Annotated in this window: 21 protein-coding genes and 1 tRNA gene; all 22 read left to right on the top strand. The window is 66.9% G+C overall.

Features of this window, described 5'->3' with window-relative positions:
- The first annotated feature begins 43 nt into the window (after positions 1-43).
- The gene (locus tag AB3347_RS16960; RefSeq protein ID WP_369093047.1) at positions 44-745 is read left to right on the top strand and encodes a response regulator transcription factor; all 702 of its coding nucleotides are present in this window, start codon (positions 44-46) and stop codon (positions 743-745) included.
- Positions 746-845: 100 nt separating this feature from the next.
- A complete protein-coding gene (locus AB3347_RS16955; protein ID WP_369092963.1) occupies positions 846-2,501 on the top strand; it encodes an AMP-binding protein in 1,656 nt (551 codons plus the stop codon).
- 8 nt (positions 2,502-2,509) lie between these two features.
- The gene (locus AB3347_RS16950) at positions 2,510-3,013 is read left to right on the top strand and encodes a MarR family winged helix-turn-helix transcriptional regulator (RefSeq protein ID WP_369092962.1); all 504 of its coding nucleotides are present in this window, start codon (positions 2,510-2,512) and stop codon (positions 3,011-3,013) included.
- A 115-nt stretch (positions 3,014-3,128) separates the two neighbouring features.
- Positions 3,129-3,203, top strand: a tRNA-Arg gene (locus AB3347_RS16945).
- Positions 3,204-3,374: 171 nt separating this feature from the next.
- Complete coding sequence (locus AB3347_RS16940) at positions 3,375-5,333, top strand: ATP-binding cassette domain-containing protein (RefSeq protein ID WP_369092961.1); 1,959 nt, start codon at positions 3,375-3,377, stop codon at positions 5,331-5,333.
- 42 nt (positions 5,334-5,375) lie between these two features.
- Positions 5,376-6,104, top strand: a complete 729-nt coding sequence (locus tag AB3347_RS16935; RefSeq protein ID WP_369092960.1) for a CAAX prenyl protease-related protein — start codon at positions 5,376-5,378, stop codon at positions 6,102-6,104.
- Positions 6,105-6,153: 49 nt separating this feature from the next.
- Entirely contained in the window at positions 6,154-7,380 is a 1,227-nt protein-coding gene (epsL, locus tag AB3347_RS16930; RefSeq protein ID WP_369092959.1) for an XrtB/PEP-CTERM-associated polysaccharide biosynthesis outer membrane protein EpsL, read from the top strand.
- Positions 7,381-7,409: 29 nt separating this feature from the next.
- A complete protein-coding gene (locus AB3347_RS16925) occupies positions 7,410-8,792 on the top strand; it encodes an undecaprenyl-phosphate glucose phosphotransferase (protein WP_369092958.1) in 1,383 nt (460 codons plus the stop codon).
- A 69-nt stretch (positions 8,793-8,861) separates the two neighbouring features.
- The gene (locus AB3347_RS16920) at positions 8,862-9,002 is read left to right on the top strand and encodes a hypothetical protein (protein ID WP_369092957.1); all 141 of its coding nucleotides are present in this window, start codon (positions 8,862-8,864) and stop codon (positions 9,000-9,002) included.
- 124 nt (positions 9,003-9,126) lie between these two features.
- A complete protein-coding gene (gene gmd, locus AB3347_RS16915; RefSeq protein ID WP_369092956.1) occupies positions 9,127-10,242 on the top strand; it encodes a GDP-mannose 4,6-dehydratase in 1,116 nt (371 codons plus the stop codon).
- Positions 10,243-10,247: 5 nt separating this feature from the next.
- Positions 10,248-11,282, top strand: coding sequence for a GDP-L-fucose synthase family protein (locus AB3347_RS16910; protein WP_369092955.1), 1,035 nt, complete (start codon positions 10,248-10,250; stop codon positions 11,280-11,282).
- Positions 11,283-11,444: 162 nt separating this feature from the next.
- Entirely contained in the window at positions 11,445-12,500 is a 1,056-nt protein-coding gene (locus AB3347_RS16905) for an EpsD family peptidyl-prolyl cis-trans isomerase (protein WP_369092954.1), read from the top strand.
- A gap of 45 nt (positions 12,501-12,545) precedes the next feature.
- The gene (epsE, locus tag AB3347_RS16900; protein ID WP_369092953.1) at positions 12,546-13,334 is read left to right on the top strand and encodes a polysaccharide export protein EpsE; all 789 of its coding nucleotides are present in this window, start codon (positions 12,546-12,548) and stop codon (positions 13,332-13,334) included.
- Positions 13,335-13,480: 146 nt separating this feature from the next.
- On the top strand, positions 13,481-14,887 hold the full coding sequence (gene epsF, locus AB3347_RS16895) for a chain length determinant protein EpsF (protein WP_369092952.1): 1,407 nt from the start codon (positions 13,481-13,483) through the stop codon (positions 14,885-14,887).
- A 155-nt stretch (positions 14,888-15,042) separates the two neighbouring features.
- The gene (epsG, locus tag AB3347_RS16890; protein ID WP_369093046.1) at positions 15,043-15,858 is read left to right on the top strand and encodes a chain length determinant protein tyrosine kinase EpsG; all 816 of its coding nucleotides are present in this window, start codon (positions 15,043-15,045) and stop codon (positions 15,856-15,858) included.
- 1 nt (position 15,859) lies between these two features.
- Complete coding sequence (gene xrtB / locus AB3347_RS16885) at positions 15,860-16,861, top strand: exosortase B (protein ID WP_369092951.1); 1,002 nt, start codon at positions 15,860-15,862, stop codon at positions 16,859-16,861.
- On the top strand, positions 16,858-17,604 hold the full coding sequence (epsI, locus tag AB3347_RS16880; RefSeq protein WP_369092950.1) for an exosortase-associated protein EpsI, B-type: 747 nt from the start codon (positions 16,858-16,860) through the stop codon (positions 17,602-17,604). Before xrtB ends, epsI begins: the two co-directional genes overlap by 4 nt.
- A 23-nt stretch (positions 17,605-17,627) precedes the next feature.
- Positions 17,628-19,091, top strand: a complete 1,464-nt coding sequence (locus AB3347_RS16875; RefSeq protein WP_369092949.1) for an O-antigen ligase family protein — start codon at positions 17,628-17,630, stop codon at positions 19,089-19,091.
- A complete protein-coding gene (locus AB3347_RS16870; RefSeq protein ID WP_369092948.1) occupies positions 19,091-20,617 on the top strand; it encodes an oligosaccharide flippase family protein in 1,527 nt (508 codons plus the stop codon). The genes AB3347_RS16875 and AB3347_RS16870 overlap by 1 nt, the downstream gene beginning before the upstream one ends.
- An 89-nt stretch (positions 20,618-20,706) precedes the next feature.
- The gene (locus AB3347_RS16865; RefSeq protein WP_369092947.1) at positions 20,707-21,981 is read left to right on the top strand and encodes a glycosyltransferase family 4 protein; all 1,275 of its coding nucleotides are present in this window, start codon (positions 20,707-20,709) and stop codon (positions 21,979-21,981) included.
- Complete coding sequence (locus AB3347_RS16860) at positions 21,917-22,714, top strand: glycosyltransferase family 2 protein (protein ID WP_369092946.1); 798 nt, start codon at positions 21,917-21,919, stop codon at positions 22,712-22,714. Before AB3347_RS16865 ends, AB3347_RS16860 begins: the two co-directional genes overlap by 65 nt.
- A gap of 286 nt (positions 22,715-23,000) precedes the next feature.
- Positions 23,001-25,235, top strand: a complete 2,235-nt coding sequence (locus AB3347_RS16855; protein WP_369092945.1) for a DUF4962 domain-containing protein — start codon at positions 23,001-23,003, stop codon at positions 25,233-25,235.
- The last annotated feature ends 120 nt before the right edge of the window (positions 25,236-25,355 follow it).

Genomic DNA, 25,355 nt, shown 5'->3' with positions numbered 1-25,355 from the left:
ATATAATGGCCCCATCAAGGCATGGGACGGGGGCACGGTGCAGATGAAGGTGCTGGTGGTGGATGACGACGTGGTGTCGCGCATGATGCTGATGCATCTGGTGGACGGCTGCGGGCGCTACGACATCGTGGAGGCCGAGGATGGCGAGGATGCCTGGCGCCAGCTGGAAAGCGGCCTGCGTCCCGAGGTCGTGTTCTGCGACCTGCGCATGCCGCACCTGGACGGCATGGCGCTGCTGGCGCGGGTGCGCGCCGCCCTCGAGCCTGCGCTTGCCCGGATGCCCTTCGTGCTGGTGTCGGCGGCCTCCGATTCCGACACCCTGGCCGAAGCCGGGCGCCTGGGCGCCGACGGCTACATCGTCAAGCCCTTCGCGGCGGGGCAGGTGCGGGCCCAGCTGGCGCGCCTGGCGCAGCCCGACGAAGATCCCGCCTCGGTGGCGCAGCGCCTCGGGATCGCGCCCGAGCGCCTGCTGCTGTATCTCGGCGGTCTGCGGCGCCAGCTCGAGGAAGCGGCGGCGCCGCTGGCGGCGCCGCCGGCCCAGGAACGGGCCGCGCAGCTGCAACGCCTGGCCGAAGGCTGCGCCACGCTCGGGCTGGCCGAGAGCGCGGCGCGCTTGCGCAGCGTGGCGGCGCAACACGGCGAAGCGGAAGGGGGCGGCAGCCTGGACATGGCGCAGGCGATCCAGGCGGCGCTGGCGCACGCGCTGGAAGCCGTCGGGCGCCAGCAGCTGCGCGCCGGCGACTGAGCAAGGCCGGGCCCGATTTCTCTTGCTGGCAAATTACTTTAGATTTAAAGTAAAGCGCGTTCTGCTCGCAATATAGTCGGAATTTCCAAGGGACCCCCACATGACCGACGTTTCCGCAGCACTTGCGCCGTCCGGCTATGCCGACGGCTTCGCCCGCGCCAACCTGCCGCCACCGGACGCGTGGCCCGAATTCCTGTTCGACCTGCCCGAATTGCAGTACCCGCCGCGCCTGAACTGCGTGGCCGAGCTGTTCGGTGCCGCGCGCCTGCGCGGCTGGGATGAACGTACGGCGCTGGCCGGGGCGCGCGAGCGGCTCAGCTACGCCGAATTGCGCGCGCGGGTCGACCGGATCGCTCACGTGCTGCGTGCAGACCTCAAGCTCGCGACCGGCAGCCGGGTGCTGCTGCGCGGCGCCAACTGCCCGATGATGGCGGCCTGCATCCTGGGCGTGATCAAGGCCGGCTGCATCGCGGTGCCGACCATGCCGCTGCTGCGCGCGCGCGAACTCGGCACCATCGCCGCGCGCGCCCGCGTCGGCGCGATCCTGTGCGCGGCCGGGCTGCGCGCCGAGGTCGATGCGATGATGGCGGCGGCGCCCCCCGACGATTGCCTGCCGCTGCTGCTGTTCGACGCTGCCCAGGCCGCGGACTCGCTGGAGGCGCGCATGGCGGCCCACGACGCCCCCTTTGCCGCGCCCGACACGGCCGCCGACGACGTCTGCCTGATCAGCTTCACCTCCGGCACCACCGGCGTGCCCAAGGGGACCATGCACTTCCACCGCGACCTGCTGGCGATCTGCGACTGCTTCCCGCGCCACACCTTGCGCGCGCGGATGGACGACGTGTTCATCGGCACGCCGCCGCTGGCCTTCACCTTCGGGCTGGGCGGGCTGCTGCTGTTTCCCCTGCGCGTGGGCGCCAGCGCGGTGCTGATCGAGAAACTGGCGCCGGACAGCCTGCTGGCGGCGATCCGGGAACACCGCGCCACGGTGTGCTTCACCGCGCCCACCTTCTATCGCCAGATGGCCCAGCTGGCGGCGCGCATGGAAGCCGGCAGCCTGCGCAGCCTGAGCCGTAGCGTGTCGGCCGGCGAGGCCTTGCCGGTGGCCACGCGCGAGGCCTGGAAGGCGGCTACCGGCCTCGACATGATCGACGGGATCGGCGCCACCGAGATGCTGCACATCTTCATCTCGGCCGCCGGCAGCGAGGTGCGGCCGGGCGCCACCGGCAAGCCGGTGCCGGGCTACGTGGCCTGCGTCCTCGACGAGGACGGGCAGCCGCTGGGGCCGGGCGTGATCGGCCGCCTGGCGGTGAAGGGACCGACCGGCTGCCGTTACCTCGACGACCCGCGCCAGCGCAACTACGTGCAGGGCGGCTGGAACATCACCGGCGACGCCTACGAAATGGATGCCGACGGCTATTTCTATTACCGTTCGCGGCTGGACGACATGATCATCTCGGCCGGTTACAACATCGCCGGCGCCGAGGTCGAGGAAGTGCTGCTGCATCACCCGGCGGTGGCCGAGTGCGGCGTGGTGGGCCGCCCCGACGAGGAGCGCGGCCAGGTGGTCGAGGCCCACGTCGTGCTCAAGCCGGGCCATGCGCCCAGCAGCGAACTGGCGGCGGCGCTGCAGGATTTCGTCAAGGCGCAGATCGCGCCCTACAAATATCCGCGCGTGCTGCGCTTTCGCGAACAGCTGCCGCGCACCGAAACCGGTAAACTGCAACGGTTTAAATTACGCATGGATGCGGTCTGAGGATAACGATGTCCGATCTCGAGGACGGGGAGCAGGGGAGTCCGGACCTGGCAAGCCGCTTGCGGCAGGAGCACCACCAGTCGCTCAAGCTGTGGCTGCGCATGCTGTCGTGCACCGTGCGCATCGAAAACGAGATCCGCTCGCGGCTGCGCGCCAGCTTCGACATCACGCTGCCGCGCTTCGACCTGATGGCCCAGCTCGAGCGCCATCCCGAGGGCCTGCGCATGGGCGAGCTGTCGCGGCGCATGATGGTCACCGGCGGCAACGTCACCGGCATCACCGACCAGCTCGAACGCGAGCAGCTGGTGGTCCGGGTGCCCGACCCGCAGGACCGGCGCGCCTCGGCGGTGCGCCTGACCCCGGCCGGGCGCAGCGCCTTCGCCGAGATGGCCGCGGTGCACGAGCGCTGGATCGACGAGATGCTGGCCGACATACCGGCCGAGGACAAGGCCAGCCTGATCGCGCTGCTGGCCTCCATGAAGGGCCGGCTCAGGGTGGACGAGCCGAAGTAGGGGGGGGGCGTGTGCGAACAAGGCGCGACGATGGTCGCTGCCACTGTTCTGATTTGGCAAGGTGGCTGGTACAATAGGCGACTGTGCCCCGTGCCATCGGCACGGGGCCGGAAGTGTCGCCATAGTACAATGGATAGTACAAGGTCCTCCTAAGACTTAGATGCAGGTTCGATTCCTGCTGGCGACACCACCCCTCCAGCCCGTCCTGGCGCCGTTCCCCTCGAATTTCCGCCTGCGCAATCCCATCCTTGCTTGCCGATGGCCCGAAACCGCGGACCAGGCGCGCCAGTCGGTACAATGCACCTTTCATTCAACATTTTTGCGTCCGGCGCCGCGATCGGTGGCCGGCGGATCACGGACCATGGCTGTCATTTCCCTCACTTCCGCGCAATTGGCTTTCGGCCACGTCGCGCTGCTCGACCACGCTGACTTTTCCCTGGAGACCGGCGAACGCGTCGGCCTGATCGGCCGCAACGGCACCGGCAAATCCTCGCTGCTGAAAATCATTTCGGGCCGCTCCAGGCTCGATGACGGCCTGCTCGTCATGCAGCAGGGCCTGAAGATCGCCTACGTCGAGCAGGAGCCGGTCTTCGATCCGGCTGCCAGCGTGTTCGATGCCGTGGCGGCCGGCATGGGCGAGCAGCAGGCGATGCTGGCCGAGTACGAGTCCCTCACCGGGCAGTTCGGCGGCGACAACGACGACGCGCTGATGGAGCGCATGCACGAGCTGCAGCTGAAACTCGACGCCGTCGACGGCTGGAACCTGGCGCACAAGGTCGACACCACGCTCGACCGCCTGGGACTGAACCGCGAAGCGAAGATGGGCACCCTGTCGGGCGGCATGCAAAAGCGCGTGGCGCTGGCCGTGGCCCTGGTCTCGGCCCCGGACGTGCTGCTGCTGGACGAGCCCACCAACCACCTCGACTTTACCTCGATCAAGTGGCTCGAAGGCCTGCTGCGCGCCTATACCGGCTCGGTGCTGTTCATCACCCACGACCGCAGCTTCCTCGACAATGTCGCCACCCGCATCATCGAGCTCGACCGCGGCCGCCTGCTGTCCTTCCCGGGCAACTTCTCCACTTACCAGGAGCGCAAGCGCGAACTGCTGGCCAACGAGGAAGTCGAGAACGCCAAGTTCGACAAGTTCCTGGCGCAGGAAGAAGTCTGGATCCGCAAGGGCGTGCAGGCGCGCCGTACCCGTGACGAAGGCCGGGTACGCCGCCTGGAAGCGCTGCGCCTGCAGCGCGCCGCGCGCCGCGAGCAGCAGGGCACGGTCCGGCTCGACGTCGGCACCGGCGAACGCTCGGGCAAGATCGTTGCCGACATGGAAAATATCTCCAAATCCTACGGTGAAAAAATCATCGTCAGCAACTTCACCGGCACCATCATGCGTGGCGACAAGGTCGGCCTGATCGGCCCGAACGGCGCCGGCAAGACCACGCTGCTGAAGATCATCCTCGGCGACGAGACCGCCGACAGCGGCTCGGTCAAGCTCGGCACCCGCCTGAACGTGGCCTATTTCGACCAGATGCGCGCCCAGCTCAACGAAGAGGCGAGCCTGGCGGACACCATCTCGCCGGGCAGCGACTGGGTCGAGATCAATGGCCAGAAGAAGCACGTGATGACCTACCTCAACGACTTCCTGTTCGCACCGGAACGCGCGCGCTCGCCCGTGAAATCGCTCTCGGGCGGCGAGCGCAACCGCCTGCTGTTGGCGCGCCTGTTCGCCAAGCCGGCCAACTGCCTGGTGCTGGACGAACCGACCAACGACCTCGACATCGAAACCCTGGAACTGCTCGAGGAATTGCTTGAGGAATACACCGGCACCGTGTTCCTGGTCAGCCACGACCGCACCTTCCTCGACAACGTCGTCACCCAGGTGATCGTGGCGGAAGGAAATGGTTTGTGGCGCGAATACGTCGGCGGCTACAGCGACTGGGAACGCGTGCGCGCCACCGAGCCGGCGCCCGCGGCCAGGCCCGCGGCGACTGCGGCCAAGCCCGACGGCCAGGCTGCGGCCGCGACCGTGCCCAGCTCAGCCAAAGCTGGCGAAATGTCATCTACCGCACAGAGCGGGTCTGGTAAAAAGGTAAAGTTGAGCTACAAGGAGCAGCGCGAGCTGGAGGAACTTCCCCAGCTGATCGCCACTCTTGAAGATGAGCAGTCCGCGATCACAGCCCAGCTGAATTCGCCCGACTTCTACAAGCAGAGTCCCGGCGATGCGCGCCGCCTGAGCGAGCGCCACGCCGAGATCGACGACCTGCTGCTCGACGCCCTCGATCGCTGGGAGCGCATCGAAGCCCGCGCGCGGGGCGAGTAGCGTAACTAACCGGGCAGGCCAGGCGCCTGCAAGACAAGGAACATGACCGAGCACAACGACTCACGTACCGCTCCAACAGCAGCCCCAGCGTTATCGGTCGACGCCCCCCTCTTCAGCCGCGCCGCCTGGGCGCGGATCCTGCCTTTCGGCGCCTACATCTTCTTCATCATCCTCGGCGACATGCTCGAACGCACGGGCATGTCCCGTGCCGACCTGCGCTGGCTGTACCCGGTGCAGATCGGCGTGGTGGCGCTGCTGCTGGCCTGGTCCTGGCGCCGCTACCACGAGCTGCGCGCGCCGCTGCCGAGCCCGCTGCAGCTGCTGGTCTCGGTGGCGGTCGGGGTGCTGGTGCTGGTGCTCTGGATCAAGCTCGACGCGTCCTGGATGACGGTCGGCGCGAGCCCCGGCTACGACCCGCGCACCAACGGCGAGCTCGACTGGCTGCTGGTCGCCATCCGCATCGCCGGCGCCGCCCTGGTCGTGCCCGTCATGGAAGAACTGTTCTGGCGCTCCTTCGTGATGCGCTGGGTCGATGCCGCCGACTTCGAGGCGCTCGAGCCGGCGCGCGTCGGCATCAAGGGCTTCCTGGTGTCGGTCGTCCTGTTCGGTTTCGAGCACAACCTGTGGCTGGCCGGCATCGTGGCCGGCGTCGCCTACAGCCTCCTGTACATGCGGCACCGCAATCTCTGGTCCGCGGTGATCGCCCATGCCGTCACCAACGGCCTGCTCGGCGCCTGGGTGGTCGCCACCGGCAGCTGGGCCTTCTGGTAATCCGCAGGCACCATTCCTAAGCGCAATGACTTCAGAAAAGACGAACAACATGATGCCCTTACGCCCCCACACGCTCCGCCCGATCGCCGCCCTGGTCGGTGCACTGTTCCTCCTCCCGATCGCCGAGGCCGGCGCGCAGAACAGCGCGCAGCAGGAAGAAGGCCTGAAGCTGTACGGCGGCATCGGCTGGGGCTACGACGACAACCTGCTGCGGGTGCCGGACAACCGTCCGGCCTTCGGCGGCAAGCGCAGCGACCGCTGGCGCCAGCTTGAAGCCGGCATTGTCTACAACAAGCGCATCAGCCGTCAGCGCGTGGCGGTGGTGGCCAAGGCCTCGAAGGTGAATTTCGACTTCTTCAAGCAGCTCGACTACGACGGCCGCGACCTGCAGGCCACCTGGTTCTGGGAGCTGGGCAACAAGTTCGAAGGGCAGGCGGGCACCCTGTACGACCGCACCCTGGCCCCTTACACCGACTTCTTCAGCGACGAGCGCAACGTGCGCGAGCGCCGCCGCCAGTGGTTCGACGCGGGCTGGAAGATGCACCCGAGCTGGAAGCTGCGCACCGGCTTCACGCGCGAGCGCTACGAATACGAGCTGCTGCGCCAGCGCTACAACAACCGCACCGAAAAGGCGGTCGAGGCCGAACTCGTGTACCGGCCGCGCAGCGGCAGTTCGGTGGGCCTGGTGGCGCGCCGGGTCAAGGGCGAATACCCGTTCCGCCGTCCGGCCACCAGCGGCGTGCTGGTCGACGACTTCACCCAGGACGAACTGAAGGTGCGCGTCAACTGGTACGCCAGCGGCTCCACCACCTTGCAGGCCCTGGGCGGCTACGTGCGGCGCGAGCAGCCTTCCTTCGGCGCAGGCAAGACCAGCGGCTTCAACGGGCGCCTGAACGCCACCTACCAGCCGCGCGGCAAGATGACCTACAACGCCTCGGTATGGCGCGAATTCGCCCCGATCGAGAGCACCATCGTCAGTTATACCCTGAACCGCGGCGCCAGCCTCGGCGCCACCTGGCAGGCCACCGGCAAGATCAAGGTCGACGCCACCGCCGCCTACGAACAGCGCGCCTACAACGCGCGCCGCGTGTTCGCCGGCTCGGACGCGCTGGAAGACTCGCTGAAGACCGCCAGCCTGCGCGCGACCTGGCAGGTCAAGCGCAAGATCGCGCTGTCGGCCGGCTGGCAGCACCAGGCGCGCAGCGGCTCGGAGGCGCTGGGCCTGGGCAAATTTGACGCCAACACCGTCATGGTGAACGCGAACGTGCTGTTCTGAAGCAGTAGTGTACTGAATGAAGTGACTTTATGACGGTAAACGACATCCCGATCATCTCGTTTTTCCAGCGCGTGCTTGATCCCCTGATCATCATGGGGACCCTGTATCTCGCAACGCTCTACTACGGTGAACCGTTTTCCGGATACTCGCTGGTGCTGATGATTCTGGCCTTCTTCATCTCCACCTCGGTCTACCAGCACGTGGATCCCTACCGCACCTGGCGCAGCGGCCGCATGCTGGCCTATGCCCGCGACACCGTGTTCGGCTGGTGCCTGACCATCGCGGTGCTGTACTTCCTGGGCTCGGCCAGCGGCCTGAAGTATTTCTATGACGAGCGCGTGCTGCTGGCCTGGTTCGTCGCCACCCCGGTGACGATCCTGGTCAGCCACCTGGCGGTGCGCAAGGCCACCGGCAGCCGCGACCGCAAGCGCGAGGTGCGCTCGATCGTGGTGGTCGGCATCAACGACGTCGGCATCAAGTTCGCCGGCGTGTGCGAGCGCCACCCGAACCTGTTCATGGAAGTCTGCGGCTTCTTCGAGGATCGCAAGGACGAGCGCTGCCCCGCCAATATCGGGCACCCGGTGCTGGGCGGCATGGCCGACGTCTGCGCCTATGTGCGCCAGCACAACATCAAGATGATCTTCATCAGCCAGCCGATCTCGGCCCAGCCGCGCATCCGCAAGCTGATCGACGAACTGAAGGACACCACCGCCTCGGTCTACTTCCTGCCCGACGTCTACGTGTTCGACCTGATGCAGGCGCGCTTCGACACCGTAGGCGGCATGCCGGTGATCGCGATCAGCGAGACCCCGTTCATGGGCTGGAACAGCGTGATCAAGCGCGGCAGCGACATCGTGATCGGCAGCGTGATCCTGGTGCTGCTGGCGCCCCTGATGCTGGTGATCGCGCTTGCCGTCAAGCTCACCTCGCAGGGGCCGGCGATCTTCCGCCAGCGCCGCTACGGCCTGTACGGCGAAGAGATCTTCGTCTACAAGTTCCGCTCGATGACCGTGACCGAGGACGGGCCGACCGTGGTGCAGGCGCAAAAGAACGACCAGCGCGTGACGAAGATCGGCGGCTTCCTTCGCCGTACCTCGCTCGACGAGCTGCCGCAGTTCATCAACGTGCTGCAGGGGCGCATGAGCCTGGTGGGACCGCGGCCGCATGCGGTGGCCCACAACGAGCAGTACCGCAAGCTGATCAAGGGCTACATGCTGCGCCACAAGGTGCGCCCCGGGATCACCGGCTGGGCCCAGGTGAACGGCCTGCGTGGCGAGACCGCCACGCTCGACAAGATGGAAGCGCGCATCCAGTACGACCTCGATTACCTGCGCAACTGGTCGCTCTGGCTCGACCTGTGGATCATCGTGAAGACCGTGAAGGTGGTGCTCACGCGCGAGAATGCGCACTGAGCGCCCACTGAGCGCCCACTGAGCGCACCCTGAGCGCCCGCCGGCGGCGAGGATGCCGGCCGGACATGCATGGAACCCGGCCTTGCAGGCGGCATCGAACAGCAGCAAAGGTGGGAAATGCCGCTCCATCAAAATGCAATTAACTGCTTGCAACGTGCTTTATTTATCAGCGAAAACACTTTAAATATGAATTGGAAACAATTCGCTTAAGGTCAACTTAAAAACGACGCGCACGATTGGTATCTTGCTTGCGTGACCATGTCAGCTGCGTAGAATTGTTGATGAGTTTGCAACTGCCGGGGCCGGCGTCTCGTCTGTTTCGTAAGGGAAAAATATGAAGAAAGCACTGATTACCGGCGTTACCGGTCAGGACGGTTCCTACCTGGCGGAGCTGCTGCTCGAGAAGGGCTACGAGGTGCACGGCATCAAGCGCCGCGCCTCGCTGTTCAACACCGGCCGCATCGATCACATCTACCAGGATCCGCACGCCGACAATCCGCGCTTCTTCCTCCACTACGGCGACCTCAGCGATACCTCGAACCTGACCCGTATCCTGCAGCAGGTGCAGCCCGACGAGGTCTACAACCTGGGCGCGATGAGCCACGTGGCGGTTTCCTTCGAGTCGCCCGAGTACACCGCCGACGTCGACGGCATCGGCACCCTGCGCCTGCTCGAGGCGATCCGCCTCCTCGGCCTGGAAAAGAAGACCCGCTTCTACCAGGCGTCGACCTCCGAACTGTACGGCCTGGTGCAGGAAACCCCGCAGCGCGAGACCACCCCTTTCTATCCGCGCAGCCCGTATGCCGTCGCCAAGCTCTACGCCTACTGGATCACCGTCAACTACCGCGAGGCCTACGGCATGTATGCCTGCAACGGCATCCTGTTCAACCACGAATCGCCGCGCCGCGGCGAGACCTTCGTCACCCGCAAGATCACCCGCGCGCTGGCCAACATCGCCCAGGGCCTGGAGCCTCAGCTCTTCCTCGGCAACCTGGACGCGCTGCGCGACTGGGGCCATGCGCGCGACTACGTCCAGATGCAGTGGCTGATGCTGCAGCAGGACAAGCCCGAAGACTTCGTGATCGCCACCGGGCGCCAGTATTCGGTGCGCGATTTCGTCGAGGTGGCAGCTACCGAACTCGGCATCGAGATCGCATGGCAGGGGCAGGGCGTCGACGAGCGCGGCCTGGTGGCCGCCGTGCATGGCGACAAGGCGCCGGGCGTGGTGGTCGGCCAGCCGATCGTGGCGGTCGATCCACAGTATTTCCGTCCGACCGAGGTCGAGACCCTGCTGGGCGACCCGAGCCGTGCGCGCGAGCGCCTCGGCTGGGAACCGACAACCAGTTTCGAAGCGATGGTGCAGGAGATGGTGGCGCACGACCTCGACACGGCGCGCCGCCACAAGCTGCTCGCATCGCATGGCTACAACGTCGCACTTTCACTGGAGTAAATGTGTTGAATAATCAGCCTTGCATCTATGTCGCCGGCCATCGTGGCCTGGTCGGCTCGGCCATCGTGCGTGTCCTGCGCGCCCAGGGCCACACCAACATCGTCACCCGCACCCACCAGGAACTCGAACTGACCGACCAGGCCCAGGTGCGCGAGTTCTTCCGCACCGAGCACATCGACCAGGTCTACCTGGCCGCGGCCAGGGTGGGCGGCATCCACGCCAACAACACCTATCCGGCCGAGTTCATCTACGACAACATGATGGTGCAGGCCAACGTGGTCCACGAAGCCTGGCGCGCCGGCGTCAACAAGCTGCTGTTCCTCGGCTCCTCGTGCATCTATCCGCGCCTGGCGGCCCAGCCGATCCGCGAGGAATACCTGATGAACGGCATCCTCGAGCCCACCAACGAACCCTATGCGATGGCCAAGATCGCCGGCATCAAGCTGTGCGAGAGCTACAACCGCCAGTACGGCACCGATTACCGCAGCGTCATGCCCACCAATCTGTACGGTCCGGGCGACAACTACCACCCGGAAAACAGCCACGTGATCCCGGCCCTGCTGCGCCGCTTCCACGAAGCGCGCGAAAACAATGCGCCGGAAGTCGTGATCTGGGGCAGCGGCAAGCCGATGCGCGAATTCCTGTACGTGGACGACATGGCAGCCGCCAGCGTCTACGTGATGAACCTGCCCATGGACGTGTATGCGGAAAATACCGACCCCATGCATTCGCACATCAACGTCGGCACCGGCCAGGACGTCACGATCGCCGAACTGGCGCGGCTGGTGGGTGAGACCGTCGGCTACCGCGGCCGCATCGTGTTCGACGCCAGCAAGCCGGACGGCACGCCGCGCAAGCTGCTCGACGTGTCCAAGCTGGCCACGCTCGGCTGGCGCGCCAGTACCCCGCTGCACGAAGGCCTGCGGCGCGCCTACGAATCCTTCGTCGCCGAGCAGACGGCGGAAGAGGCGGGGCCGTCCGAGGTGCCGTCCGCGCTGCTCGGGCGCGCGCCGGGTGCGGCGGCGCGGGTGGCAGCCTGAAAGCCGGCCGCAGTAGCAGAATGTTAATTGACGAACAGAGAAGGAATCGTGCGGAACCCAGAATGGATGAGCCCTCATTCGATACCGGGTTCCGGGCGGGGCACGAATAACAAGAGGAATACGAGGCGGGCCTGCCCGCTAACCAACGTCGAGGAAATTATCTTGAAAACCTTCCATTTGGCAGCCAACCAAACCTCCTTCCCCAGCCCCCGGCGCCTGCTGTCGGCGGCGGCCCTGGTGCTGTGCGCCGCGACCCTGGCTGCGTGCAGCAAGGACGACGCGCCCAAGGAGTCGAAGCCGGGCCAGGCCCTGGCCAGCGTCAACGGCGACGAGATCACCGTGCTGCAACTGAACGAGGAACTGCAGCGCCTGGGTGTCGGCGCGCCGCAGCAGCAGCAGGCGGGCAAGCAGGTCCTGCAGGCCCTGATCGACCGTGAACTGCTCGAAGACGAGGCCGCCAAGGAAAAGATCGACCGCGATCCGAAGGTGATGCAGGCGATCGAACGTGCGCGCTCGCTGATCATCGCCCAGGCCTACATGCAGAAGCGCCTCGGCGAGCCGGCGCGCCCGACCCCGGCCGAGGTCGAGGATTACTTCAACAAGAACCCGCAGTTCTTCTCCAACCGCAAGCAGTTCGCCATGAACGAGCTGATCATCGCGGCGAACGACCTCACGCCCGAAGTGCGCGCCGCCGCCGACAAGGCCAAGTCGCTCGAGGAAATCGCGGTGTTCCTCGACGCCCGCAACATCAAGTACGGCCGCGCCCAGGTCACCCGCAGCACCGCCGACCTGAATCCCCAGCTCTCGAGCAAGCTGCTGTCCATGCCGAAAGGCCAGCTGTTCGCCGTGAAGGAAGGCGAGCGCGCCATGCTGATCTCGATCGCCGAAGTGCGCGACGCGCCGGTCAACCTGACCATCGCCGGTCCGCAGATCGCCCAGTACCTGATGAACAAGAAGCAGAAGGAACTGGCCGCCGCCGAAATCCAGCGCCTGCGCGGCACCGCCAAGATTGCTTACCTGAACAAGGATTACGCGCCTGACCCGAACGCATCGAAAGGCGCCGCCCCGGCCGCCGGCAACCCGCCGGGCGCAACGGCGGTGGCCGGCGTGCCTGCCGACGCACCGGCCGGTACGGCCTCGGTCGCGCCGGCGCCGGAAACCCCCGTCGCCAACACCGACAAGGCCGCGCTCGACCGTGGCGTGGCAGGCCTGAAGTAATCGTTCTAACACTCAACACCAATAACAGGAATTGAAGGAGCAATCATGAAACGATTCGTCAAGTGGATGATGGCCGCTGCGCTCGTGCTGAGCATGGGCGTCGCCGGCGCCGCCGAAGTGCTGCTCGGACCGGGCGACGTGGTCAAGCTGTCCGTCTACGGCAGCCCCGACCTTTCGCTCGAAACGCGCGTCAGCGAGGCCGGCAACATCACCTTCCCGCTGCTGGGCCAGGTGGCGGTCGGCGGCCTGTCGGTGGCCGCCGCCGAAAAGAAGATCGGCGACCTGCTCGAGAAGGGCGGCTACCTCAAGAAGGCCCAGGTCAACATGCTGGTCACCACGCTGGCCAGCCAGCAGGTCTCGGTGCTGGGCTATGTGAACCGTCCGGGGCGCTATGCGGTGGAAGGGCGCCGCAAGGTGCTCGACCTGCTGGCGATGGCCGGCGGCATCCACGGCGACGGCGGCGACATCATCAACCTGGTGCGCACCCGCAACGGCAACACCACGCGCGAGACCATCGACGTGGTCGACATGGTCCGCAAGGGCGAGCTGAACCAGGACTACGAAGTGGCCGGCGGCGACATCATCTATGTCGAACGCGCGCCGCGCGCCTACGTCACCGGCGAAGTCCAGCGTCCGGGTCCGTTCCGCCTCGAGCGCGGCATGACCGTCCAGCAGGCCGTCTCGGCCGGTGGCGGCCTGAACATGCGCGGCAGCGATAAGGGCATGAAGATCACCCGCAAGGATGCCAGCGGCAATCCGGTGACGATCAATGTCAAGGCCAGCGATCCGGTCCAGGTCGACGATGTGATCATCGTGCGTGAAAGCTGGTTCTAAGAGGTTTTCCGGCGCACCGGGAACGGTGCGCCGTCCAGCAGTTTTCAGTTTTGCTTAACAAGTAGCCTCAGCACCTGCGGTACCCGATTCGTGTTTCGCCGTTTTGTCCACCCCGCTGTCAAGGCATCTGATGCAAAGGTAAGGCCATGAACGTTCATCAATTCCTGCTGATTCTTCTTGCCAGGAAGAAGATCATCCTGTCGACCCTGCTGGTTACGGTCCTGCTCGCGCTGGGCTGGAGCCTGATGCAACAGAAGACTTACAAGGCAACCGCATCCGTGCTCTTGAACTACAAGGGCGTGGACCCGGTGAGCGGGCTGACCATGCCCGGCAACCTGATGCCGGGCTATATGGCCACGCAGATGGACATCATCACCAGCAAGACCGTGGCGCTGCGCGTGGTCGACTCGCTGCGCCTGGCGTCGAGCCCGGCCGTGCAGGCCCAGTGGCGCGAGGCCAGCGAAGGCAAGGGCACGGTGCGCGACTGGCTGGCCGACCTGCTGCTGAAAAAACTCGAGATCATGCCCTCGCGCGAATCGAGCGTGGTCGAGGTCAGCTTCAGCGGCGCCGACCCGGCCTTTGCCGCGGCGGTCGCCAACGCCTTCGCCGACGAATACCAGAAGATCAGCGTCCAGCTCAAGACCGAGCCGGCCAAGAAGGCCTCGGCCTACTTCAACGAACAGACCAAGCAGCTGCGCGACAACCTGGAAGCCGCGCAGGCGCGCCTGTCCAAATACCAGCAAGAAAAGGGCATCGTCAGCCTCGACAACAACCGGGTCGACGTCGAACTGTCGCGCCTGAACGACCTGTCGGGCCAGCTGGTGGCGGCCCAGACCCAGGCCATGGAAGCCAGCTCGCGCGAGCGCATGGCCACCGGCGTCGGTTCGCCCGACGTCGCCAACAACGCCCTGGTGCAGAGCCTGCGCGTGAGCCTGGCGAGCGGCGAGGCCAAGCTGGCCGAAGCCGCCTCGCGCTACGGCCGCAACCACCCGGCCTACCAGTCGGCTTCCGCCGAGGTGAGCAAGATGCGCGCCGAACTGAACGCCGCCCTGGGCAGCGTCTCCAAGAGCGTCGGCGCGAATGCCCAGGTCTACCGCCAGCGCGAAGCCGAACTGCGCGCCGCACTGGCCGCGCAGAAGACCCGCGTGCTGGAACTGAACCGCACCCGCGACGAGCTGGGCGTGCTGCTGAAAGACCTCGACAGCGCCCAGCGCGCCTTCGATTCGGCCAGCCAGCGCTTCTCGCAGACCCGTATCGAGGCCCAGTCCGAGCAGTCCGATATCTCGATCCTGAACCCGGCGGTGCCGCCGACCGCGCCGTCCGGCCCGCGCGTGCTGCTCAACACCCTGGTGTCGATCCTGCTGGGCACCATCCTCGGGGTCGGCCTGGCCCTGCTGCTGGAGCTGATCAACCGTCCGGTGCGTTCGAGCGGCGACGTCAAGGACATGCTGGGCATCCCGGTGCTCGGCACCATCGAATGGCGCATGAAGCGTCCGCGCAGCTCCGGCATCCGCGCGCTGATGACCCCGCGCCGCCTGCTGCGGCTGAACTGAGGCGCACCGTCCACCCTGCGCCCACGCGGCGCAGGGCGGCGGGGCATCCCTAACAAGAACAGGACATGACCATGAATTCATCCGTGCTATCCGCATTGCCTACCGGCGCACCCCACGACGGCGCAGCGCAACACGCTGCGCACGCCGATTCGAGCATGGGCGCCTTGCTGCTCGATTCCGGCAAGCTCACGCCCGAGAGTGCCGAGCGTGTCCTGCGCATGCAGAAAGACCTCGGTATCCGCTTCGGCGAAGCCGCCGTGCGCCTGGGGCTGGTCAGCGAGGACGACATCCAGCAGGTGCTGGCGCGCCAGTTCTCCTATCCCTACCTGCAGAAGGGGCAGGCCAACCTGTCGCCCAAGCTGGTAGCCGCCTACGACCCGTTCTCGCCCCAGGTCGAGGCGCTGCGTGCGATCCGCAGCCAGCTGATGCTGCGCTGGTTCGCCCGCGGCCGGCGCGCGCTGGCGATCGCCGGCGTCACGCCGGAAGACGGTTCCAGCCTGTTTGCCGCCAACCTGGCGGTGGTGTTCTCGCAGCTGGGCGAACAGACCCTGCTGGTGGACGCCAACCTGCGCAGCCCGCGCCAGCAAGAAATGTTCGGCGTCAAGCCGCGCCAGGGCCTGTCCGACCTGCTGGCCGGCCGCGCCGACCTCGACGTGATCCAGCGCGTGCCGTCCTTCGTCGACCTGTCGCTGATGCCGGCCGGCACCCTGCCGCCGAATCCGCAGGAGCTGCTGGCGCGCGAAGGCTTCCGCAACCTGAATACCCAGCTCGAGAGCCGCTACGACGTGGTGCTGTACGACCTGCCGCCGTTCGCGGCCGGCGCCGATGCGCTGGCGGTGGCCGGGCGCGCCGGCGGCGTGCTGCTGGTGGCCTGCAAGCACCGCACCCGCATCGCCAACATCAGCCGCATGGCCGAGCAGATGGCGGAATCCGGCGCCGAAGTGGTCGGCTCGGTGGTGGTGGAGTTCTGACATGGCGACGGCGGCAAGCAAGGACAGCGCGGCGGCCCTGCCGCACGATGCGCCCCCCAGCCTGGCCGGCACGCTCGCCGCCCTGCGCGGCGCACTGCCGGAATGGTGGCCCGTCTTCGCCGGCCTGGCGATCCTGTTCGGACCGACCTTCTACGACCTGTTCACCGGCGCCTGGGTCGGCGAGGAGCAGGGGCACGGCCCGATCATCTTCTTCCTGGCCTTGTGGCTGATCTGGCGCAAGTGGCCGGAAGCGATGGCCGCCGCCGGCTACGGCTCCGGCCGCCCGCTCGGCAGCTGGACCGGCTGGCCGGTGCTGGCCATCGGCCTGATGTTCCACCTGCTGGGCCGTTCGCAAAAGATCCTGATGTTCGAGGTGGCCTCGATCCTGGTGGTGATGGCGGCGGTGGTGCTGCTCAAGGTCGGCACCCGCGCGCTGCGCGTGCTGTGGTTCCCGTTCTTCTTCATGCTGTTCATGGTGCCGCTGCCGAGCGAACTGGTGGCGGCGGTGACGATGCCGATGAAGATGGCGGTGTCCTGGGTGACCGAGCACATCCTGTTCGCGCTGGGCTACCCGATCTCGCGTTCCGGCGTGGTGCTGCAGATGGGCCAGTACCAGCTGCTGGTGGCCGATGCCTGCGCCGGCCTGCAGACCCTGCTCACGCTGGAAGCGCTCGGCCTGTTCTACCTGAACCTGATGCGCCACCCGTCCGCGTTCCGCAACATCACGCTGGCGCTCCTGATCATCCCGATCTCGTTCACGGCCAACGTGATCCGCGTGATCGCGCTGACCCTGATCACCTATTACTTCGGCGACGCCGCCGGCCAGGGCTTCCTGCACGGCTTCGCCGGCATGGTCCTGTTCATTACCGCGCTGGTGCTGATCCTGGCGGTCGACAACGGCCTGCAGTGGTGGATCAAGCGCGGAGAGGGCAGGAGCGGCGGCAGCGGCGGCCCGGGCACGGGCGGCGGCCGCATGAACGCGACCCTGAAGGAGGCAACATGAATCGCCGTTTCGCCATCAGCCTGGTGCTGGGCGTGGCCATGGCCGGCACCTCGGCGCTGACCGGCGCGCTCACGCCCAAGGCGCGCGTGCCGCAGGCCCACGAACAGTTCAGCCTGGAACAGATGATCCCGCAGCGCTTCGGCGACTGGCGCATCGACCCCTCGGTGGTGCCGCTGACGCCCGATCCGGAGCAGCAGAGCGTGCTCGAGAAGATCTACGACCAGACCCTGTCGCGCACCTACGTCAACAACCAGGGCCACCGCGTGATGCTGTCGATCGCCTACGGCGGCGACCAGAGCAAGGCGCTGCAGCTGCACCTGCCCGAGGTCTGCTACGTGGCCCAGGGCTTCCAGATGGAGAAGGAAGCCGAGGACAGCCTGGCGACCAGTTTCGGCGAACTGCCGGTCAAGCGCCTGGTGGCGCGCCTGCACGAGCGCAACGAGCCGATCACCTACTGGATCACGATCGGCGAGCACGCCTCGCGCGCCGGCATCCAGCAGAAGCTGCGCCGCCTGGCCTATGGCCTGTCGGGCGAGATCCCGGACGGCATGCTGGTACGGGTCTCGACCATCCAGGCCAATGACGCCCAGGCCTACCGGGTGCAGGACCGCTTCGTGGCCGACATGCTCGGCGTGATGGCGCCGCGCGACCGCACCCGCCTGCTCGGCGCGGGCCTGGCCCCGGCGCCCGAGGCCGCAGCCGCGGCGGCGCCGGCACATACCGGCGCGCCGGCGCGCGGCTAGGGCAGGGGAGTCAAAGGCACCCGATGAATTCGATCCTCCCGTACATTTATTACTCGCTGCCGTGGGCCTTCATCATCGGCCTGTCGATCGCGGCCGTCGCGGGGATCGGCATCGGCCTGGTATGGCCGCGCTTCCTGGTCTATCCCTACCTGGCGGTGTACTTCTGCATGAACTCCACCAGCTACGGGAACATGGCGATCTTCGCCACCCGCAGCATCTACAGCCGCGGCTCCGGCATGCTGCTGTTCGGCCTGCTGCTGTGGTATGTGCTGGGCGCCTGGGCCTGCGCCCGCGTGGCCGCCAGCTTCCAGCGCTACCCGACCCCGGCCTGCAACCTGCGGCCCTGGTTCTGGGCCTGGCTGGTGCTGCTCGCCGGGCACGTGGCGGTCGGCCTGATGCACGGCGTCTCGCTGGCCGAGGCGCTGACCCCGCAGGGCTTCTCCAATATCGTCTGGATGGCGCCGCTGATCTCGCTCATGCTGCTGTCCTTCCGCACCCGCGAACACGTGCTCGAGCTGACCCATTTCATCCTGATCGTCGGCCTGTGCCGCGCGCTGTTCGGGCTGGTGCGCTGGGCCGCCTTCGGCGGCGACCCGAACAACGTGTACGCCAACATGAACGCGATCAAGATTCGCCTGACCTTCTTCGACATCAACGACAGCCTGGTCTGCACCATCGCCTTCGCGATCGCCGCCGTCCACCTGTTCCAGACCGTCAAGATCGAGCGTCCGAAGTTCTGGCGCAGCATCGAGTGGATGACCCTGTGCTCCACCGGGCTGTGCATCCTGCTGTCCTACCGCCGCAGCGCCTGGATCGGCTTCATGCTGGCCTTCCTGGTGATCATGATGCGCTTCCCGCTCAAGCGCCGCATGCAGCTGATGACGGGCGGCCTGCCGGTGGTCGGGGCGGCGCTGGCCTACGTCGCGGTGCAGCGCCTGTCGCAGACCAAGGGCGCGGGCAGCGGCCTGTCGAGCCTTGCCTACGACATGCAGTCCAAGCGCTTCGGGCCGGAGAGCGAACGGGTGCTCGAACTGAAGTTCGCGCTGGCCGACTTCCTGGCCAACCCGATCACCGGCATCGGCACCTGGGGCCGCTACACCGGCTACCAGTACATCTCGTGGCAGAACAACCCCGACGGCGGCCTGTTCCTGCACAGCGGCGCGCTGCACGTCGCGCTCAAGAGCGGGCTGCTCGGGATCGTCCTGCTGTTCGGCACCATCGTCACCTTCGTGCTGTTCGCCCGCCGTGCCCTCAAGACCCTGCCGCCGGAACTGCTCGGCCTGGCCACTGCCGGGGTGGCCGGGATCGCCTTCATGATTCCCGACTTCCTGATCGGCACGCCGATCCCGCAGGTGCGCACCACCCAGATGCTGGCCATCTGCCTGGCCCTGCCTTACCTGGCGATGGCGGTGGCGAAGGCGGCGCCGGTGACCAAGCCCGCGGCGAAGCCTTTCATGCCGCCGCGTCCCCAGCTGGTGCACGCCTGATGAACCTGCGCCTCGCCCGCAATGCCTGGTCGAACCTGCTCGGCGCCGCGATCCCGGCGCTGGTCATGCTCGGCACCGTGCCGCTGGTCGTCAAGGGACTGGGCGACGCCAGCTATGGCGTGTACTCGCTGGTCACGGCCATCGTCGGCTACTTCGCCGTCATCGACATCAACGTCACCGCCGGCTCGGTCAAGTACATCGCCGAGCACAATGCGCGCAAAGACGACGAGCGGATCTTCGAGACCATTTCCTTCGGCCTGGCCACGTATGCCGGCATCGGCGTGCTGGGCGCGCTCGGCCTGTTCTTCGGCGCCGCCTGGTTCGTGGGCGGGGTGTTCGAGGTGCCGCGCCAACTGGTGCCGGAAGCCACCGCCACCCTGAAGCTGGCCGCGCTCGGCTTCCTGGCAGGCCAGCTGCAGAGCTACCTGAACAGCGTGCCGCAGTCGCTGATGCGCTACGACATCTCGGCCCGCCTCGAGATGGTGTTCGGCACCCTGGTGCCGCTCGCCACGGTCGGCGTGCTGCTGCTCGGCCATGGCCTGTTCGAAGTGATCCTGCTGCGGGTGATTGCCTCCAGCATCCACTGCGGCATCCTGTGGGGCGCGATCCGGCGCCTGCTGCCCGGCATGCGCTGGCGCTGGCCCGGCAGCAGCTTCCGCAACGCGCTGCTCAGCTTCTCGGCCTATTCCTTCCTGTCGCGCTTCGCCACGCTGTCGTATGCCCATGCCGACAAGCTGATCATCGGCGCCCTGGTCGGCGTCACCGGGCTGGCCTATTTCACGGTGGCGGCCACGCTCGCCAACCGGGTGCTGAGCCTGACCTTCCGCCTGTCCGGGGTGTTCTTCCCGGCCGCCAGCGCGCTGGCGGCAAGCGGCGAACTGGCGCGCCTGGACCGCGTCTACCTGAAGGCGACGCGCTACGTGGTCTACCTGAACGCTGCGATCCTGGTGCTGGTGGCGGTGTTCGCGCACCAGATCCTGGGCTACTGGATGAACGACGCCTTCGCCCGCAACGGCGCCACCGTGCTGGCCGTGATGGCGCTGTCGCAGTTCGTCGATTCGCTCACCAGCCTGCCGTCGCTGGTGAACGACGGCATGGGCCATCCGCGCGTGTCCGGGCTGTTTGCGGTCACCCGCGCCATTGCCGGCCTCGGCATCGTGTATGTGGGCGTGGCCGGCTGGGGCATCGACGGCGCGGCCTGGGGCCACCTGGTCGGCTCGCTGGCGTTCACCTGCGCTTTCCTGCTGTACGTGCACGGCCGCACCGTGCCCACCACGCTGGCCCGGCTGCTGGCCCAGGGCTACGCGCCCGGCCTGGCCGGGGTCGCGTTGGTGGCGGTGGCCGCCACCGCGGCCGAGCAGCTGTTCGACCGCGGCCCCTGGGACTTCCTGTTCATCCTGGGCGTCACCATGCTGCTGCTGGGCGTGCACGGCGCCCTGTTCGTGGTCGAGCGCGACGACCGGCTGCTGGCCTGGTCGCGCCTGAAGGCCGGCTGGGCGCGCATGCACGCGGCCGGCGCGCGGTGACGCAGCAATGAAGCAGCAAGGATGCGGAACCTGACAGTGAAAGGAAGTGTGCGAAGCGTGATGGGGAAACGAAGCTGGCGGAGGATGACATGCGTATCCTGATGGTGTCGGAAGATCTACCGGGCGACAAGGTCGGCGGACTGGGCAAGCACGTGGTCACGCTGGCCAACCGCCTGCTGGCCGAGGGCCATGACGTCGAAATCCTGGGCCGCAACGACCGCGGCGTCGAGCGTTGCGCCGAGCAGATCGGCTTTCGCGGGCATTTCCGCCCCGGCTTCGACTATGCCCGCCCGGGCTGGAAGGAACTGCAGCTGGGCGTGTTCAATCCGCTCAAGCGTCCTTTCTTCGCACGCAAGATTGCGATGGCGATCAACGAGCACGCGCCCGGCTTCGACGTGGTGCACTACCACGGGCACGTGCCGATGGTCGGGCTGCACGTGGAAGAGGGCGTCAACTACGTGCAGACGCGCCATGACCAGGGCAGCGAATGCCTGACCCACCTGCGCTTTCGCGACGAGGCCGTGTGCGACAACCTGGTGCCGGGCGACTGCTCGGCCTGCATCGCGCGCAAGGACAAGCCGGCCGGGACGATGCGCAAGACGGTGACCGCGATTGCCGTCAACGGCTACCGCAGCCAGACCGCGCGCGCCTTCGCGCGCCACAAGACGGTGTTCGTGTCCGATTTCCTGCGCCGCCAGTTCCTGCGCGCGGTGCCGGATGCCGACCTGTCGCGCTGCCGCGTGATCCACAACTTCGTCGACTATCCGCGCCTGCTGGGCGCGGCGCGCCGGGCCCAGGCCCCGGTGCCGGGCGAGGTGGTGCTGGTCGGCCGGGTCGATGCCGGCAAGGGTTTCGCCGAATTCCTGGCCGCCAGCGAAGGCCGGCTGCCGTCGCACGCACGCTTGAGCATCGCCGGCGATGGCCCGCTGCTGCCCGCCCTGCAGGCGCGCTACGGCGGTCCGCAAGTGCATTTTCTCGGCTGGCAGGACTACGATGCGGCGCTGGCCCTGAGCGCGCGCGCCCACCTGTGCGTGGTGCCCTCGGTGTGCGAGGAGGCCTGCAGCACCACCGTGCTCGAGGCGCTTGCCCTGGGCCGGCAGTGCGTGGCGATGGCGCGCGGCGGTACGCCCGAGCTGGCCGCCTACCAGCAATACGAGGGCCAGCTGCAACTGGCCGACACGATGGACGAGCTGGTCGAGCGCGTGCGCGCCCAGCTCGCCGAACCGCCGCGGCAGCTCGCGCCGCCGCCCACCTTCGGCGCCGATGCCGGGCGCCTCCTGCCTAGACTACTGGAGTTGTATGCAGAGCAAACCAACCTTCTCGATCGTTACGTGCACCTGGAACAGCGCCGCCACGCTGGCTGACACCCTGGCCTCGGTCCAGTCGCAGACCTGCCAGGACTACGAGCACATCTTCGTGGACGGCGGCTCCACCGACGGCACCCTGGACATGATCGCCGCCTACCTGCATGACAGACCCGGCAGCAAGCGGGTGCTGCGCGACGTCGGCGGCGGCATCAGCCGCGCCATGAACCAGGGCATCGACGCCGCCCAGGGCGAGTACATCGCCCACCTGCACTCGGACGACTACTACAACGGTCCGGACGTGCTGGCCACGGTCAAGCGCGTGTTCGAACAGGCCAGGGCGGCCGGCCGCCCGCTCGACTGGGCCTACGGGAACATCCAGGTCCTGAAGGACGGCAAGATGGTGGCGCCATACAAGATGCCGCCGTTTTCCTACCGCTCCTTCGTGGCCGGGCGCAGCTCGATCCCGCACCCGGCGGTATTCGTGAGCAAGGCCGCGTTCGAGCGCGTCGGCAGCTTCGACGAGAAGCTCAAGTACGCGATGGACATCGACCTCTGGCTGCGCCTCGGCGCGGTGAGCCGCCCGGCCATGATCGACCAGCCGCTGACCGTGTTCCGCGACCACGCCGGCAGCGTGTCCTCGGCCAACCGGCTCAAGGCGCGCCAGGAAGAATTCAACGTACGCCGGCGCCACATGGACAAGGCGCCGCTGGCCTTCGGCATCTACTGCCTGCGCTACCTGAAGCGCATGCGGACGCTGCAGGCCGAGGCGCGCGCGCTCGCCGTCCCGTAAGCGGTAGCAAATTGACAGCTTTGCCGTTTTGTCTTTTCAGTCGGTTTACGACCGTTAAAAGCCTGCAAATATTGTTCGGTAAATGTTGAAAATTTGACGTGGGATTTCTGCAAAGCAAGCAAAAAAACTGTGATTTCTTTGGGGAATTTGCCTGTGCTCAACTTGCTTTGGGGTAGCATAAGCCTTGTCGAGTAAGTCGCTAGCAAGCGCAGCAAACGTTCTCAAGTCCCGCCGCGCTCACCGGTCCGGGGCAAGGAATTTCAAGATTTTTTCTCGGAGCACCCACATGCAATTTCAACGGAAAAGCCTGGTCCTGGCCGCTGCTTTCGTCTCGCTGTTCGCGAGCGTTAATGCCCGTGCCGACTGGGTCCAGTCGACCGATCCCCTGGTCGTCCAGGCAAAGCCTGAAATGAACCAGGTGCAGGCGCAGAATCCCCCCGGTTTCACCTGGGCGCGCCATTCGACCGGTCCGGCCAGCTACGAAATCGAAATCACCCCGGTCGGCGGCACGCCGACCAAGGCGGTGGTCGAACGCAACTGGTACCTGCCGACCAAGGCCCTGGCCCTGGGCAACTACACCTGGCGCGTGCGCCCGGTGGGCACCAACGACTGGTCGAGCCTGCGCACCTTCTCGATCACCAGCCGCTCGAACGTGTTCGAAGTGCCGGACAACGCTACCCTGCGCAACCGCATCCTGTCCAAGGCGCGTCCGCGTTCGCTGCCGGCTTCGGTCACGCCGTTCTCGACCTGGAACTATGACAAGCGCACCACGCTGGAACCCTACCTGAGCCGCCTCGGCAACGAAGTCAAGGCCCAGATCACCGCCGTGCCCTCGCTGTCGGACTCGCGCTGGTCGATCGTCATCAGCTCGCCGCTGACCGCCGCCATGGCCTCGCAGCAGACCGACGTGCGCCAGCGCATCAACGAAGCCAGCCGCCAGATGGAAGCGGCGGCCCTGATGTGGCGTCTGAAAGGCGAGAGCGTCTACCTGACCGAGGCCCTGCGCCGCGGCGACGAACTGGCGGCCCTGAACCCGGCCGGCCCGACCAGCTACGTCAACCAGGACCAGGCCACCCGCCAGATCGCCTGGGGCCTGGCCAAGACCATCGACCTGCTGGCCGGTTCGCTCGACGCCACCCGCAAGGCGCGCTGGCTCGGTTCGATCAAGGCCCGCACCAACGAGATGTACAACAACCTGGCCGGCGACAACGGCCGCCTCGACCAGTACCCGTTCGATTCGCACGGCAATACCAGCCTGGTATTCCTGGTCCTGATCTCGACCCTGACCCTGGGCGACATCCCGGAAGCCCAGAACTGGTTCGACTTCTCGTTCCGCGCCTACGCCCTGAGCCCGAACCCGTGGGGCGGCCCGGAAGGCGGCTACGCCAACGGCACCGCCTACGCCGAGTACGCGGCCGGCTACCTGCTGGCCCTGTGGGACCCGCTCACCCATGCCAGCGGCGTGAACTTCTTCGGCAAGCCCTGGACCCTGGGCTTCCTCGACTTCGCGATGGAATTCATCCCGCCGGGCGCGCGCACCCACGCCTTCGGCGATGCGAGCGAGACCAAGCCGGACCCGCGCGTGTTCCGCGCCTTCGCCTCGCGCATGTGGTCGCCGCGCGCCGCCTGGTATGTGAAGAACACCACCGGCATGGAAGACGCGATGTCGCTGCTCCAGGCCCAGTATCCGCTGCCGGTGACCGATACCAAGGTCTACGCGGCGCCGTCGGACTCGGCCTATTACCCGACCGTCGGCTGGGTCGCGATGCACAGCAACCTGGCGTCGAGCTCGCGCATCTCGACCTTCTTCAAGTCCAGCCCCTACGGCTCGTTCAACCACAGCCACGGCGACCAGAACGGACTGCTGCTGTCGAGCGCCGGCCAGCCGCTGCTGGTCAAGGCCGGCTGGTACGACTGGTACGGCTCGCCGTACTGGACCGACTGGTACCACCAGACCCGCTCGCAGAACGCGATCACCTTCGACGGCGGCAAGGGCCAGATGGTGACCGGCTACCGCGAACAGCTGCAGCGCAACGGCCGCATCACCGCCTTCACCGCCCAGCCGAGCTATGACTACGCGGAAGGCGACGCCACGCCATCGTATGGCGGCCAGCTGACGGTGGCCAAGCGCCAGGTCTGGCACCTGCGCGAAGCCGGCAACGCGATCCTGGTGCGCGACCGCCTGTCGAGCACCGTGGCCCGTACCTACGAGTGGAACATGCACACCCCGGCCATCATGACGGTCGAGAACGGCCAGAACGTCAAGGTGGTGGCGGGCACCCAGTCGCTGTGCGTGCGGTCGCTGAACACCAACGCCAGCTTCGCCAAGTGGATCGGTCCGGGCGCCAAGACCAACGTGGTCGAGGACCACGGCGCCTTCTACCTGAAGGCCGACGCCAACGCGACCGCCGAGTACCTGGTGCTGCTCGACGTCGGCTGCAAGAAGCCGAGCGTGAACATCTCGAGCTCGGGTTCGGTGCGCACCGTGACGGTGGGTGGCCAGACGGTGACCATCAACTGACAGGACGGCGCCCGCTGAACCGGGCGCGCTTTCTCCTGCACGCCATGCTAGACTCGGCGCGCAGCAAAAGTCCTCTGCGGCAAGCGCTGCAGAGGACTTTTTTGCTTGAGGGGGAAGGCG

Origin of the sequence: Massilia sp. X63, from assembly GCF_041023745.1 — a bacterium.
Classification (GTDB): Bacteria; Pseudomonadota; Gammaproteobacteria; order Burkholderiales; family Burkholderiaceae_D; genus Telluria.
The sequence above is the reverse complement of the archived record's forward strand: the minus strand, read 5'-3'. Positions and strand labels throughout refer to the sequence as shown.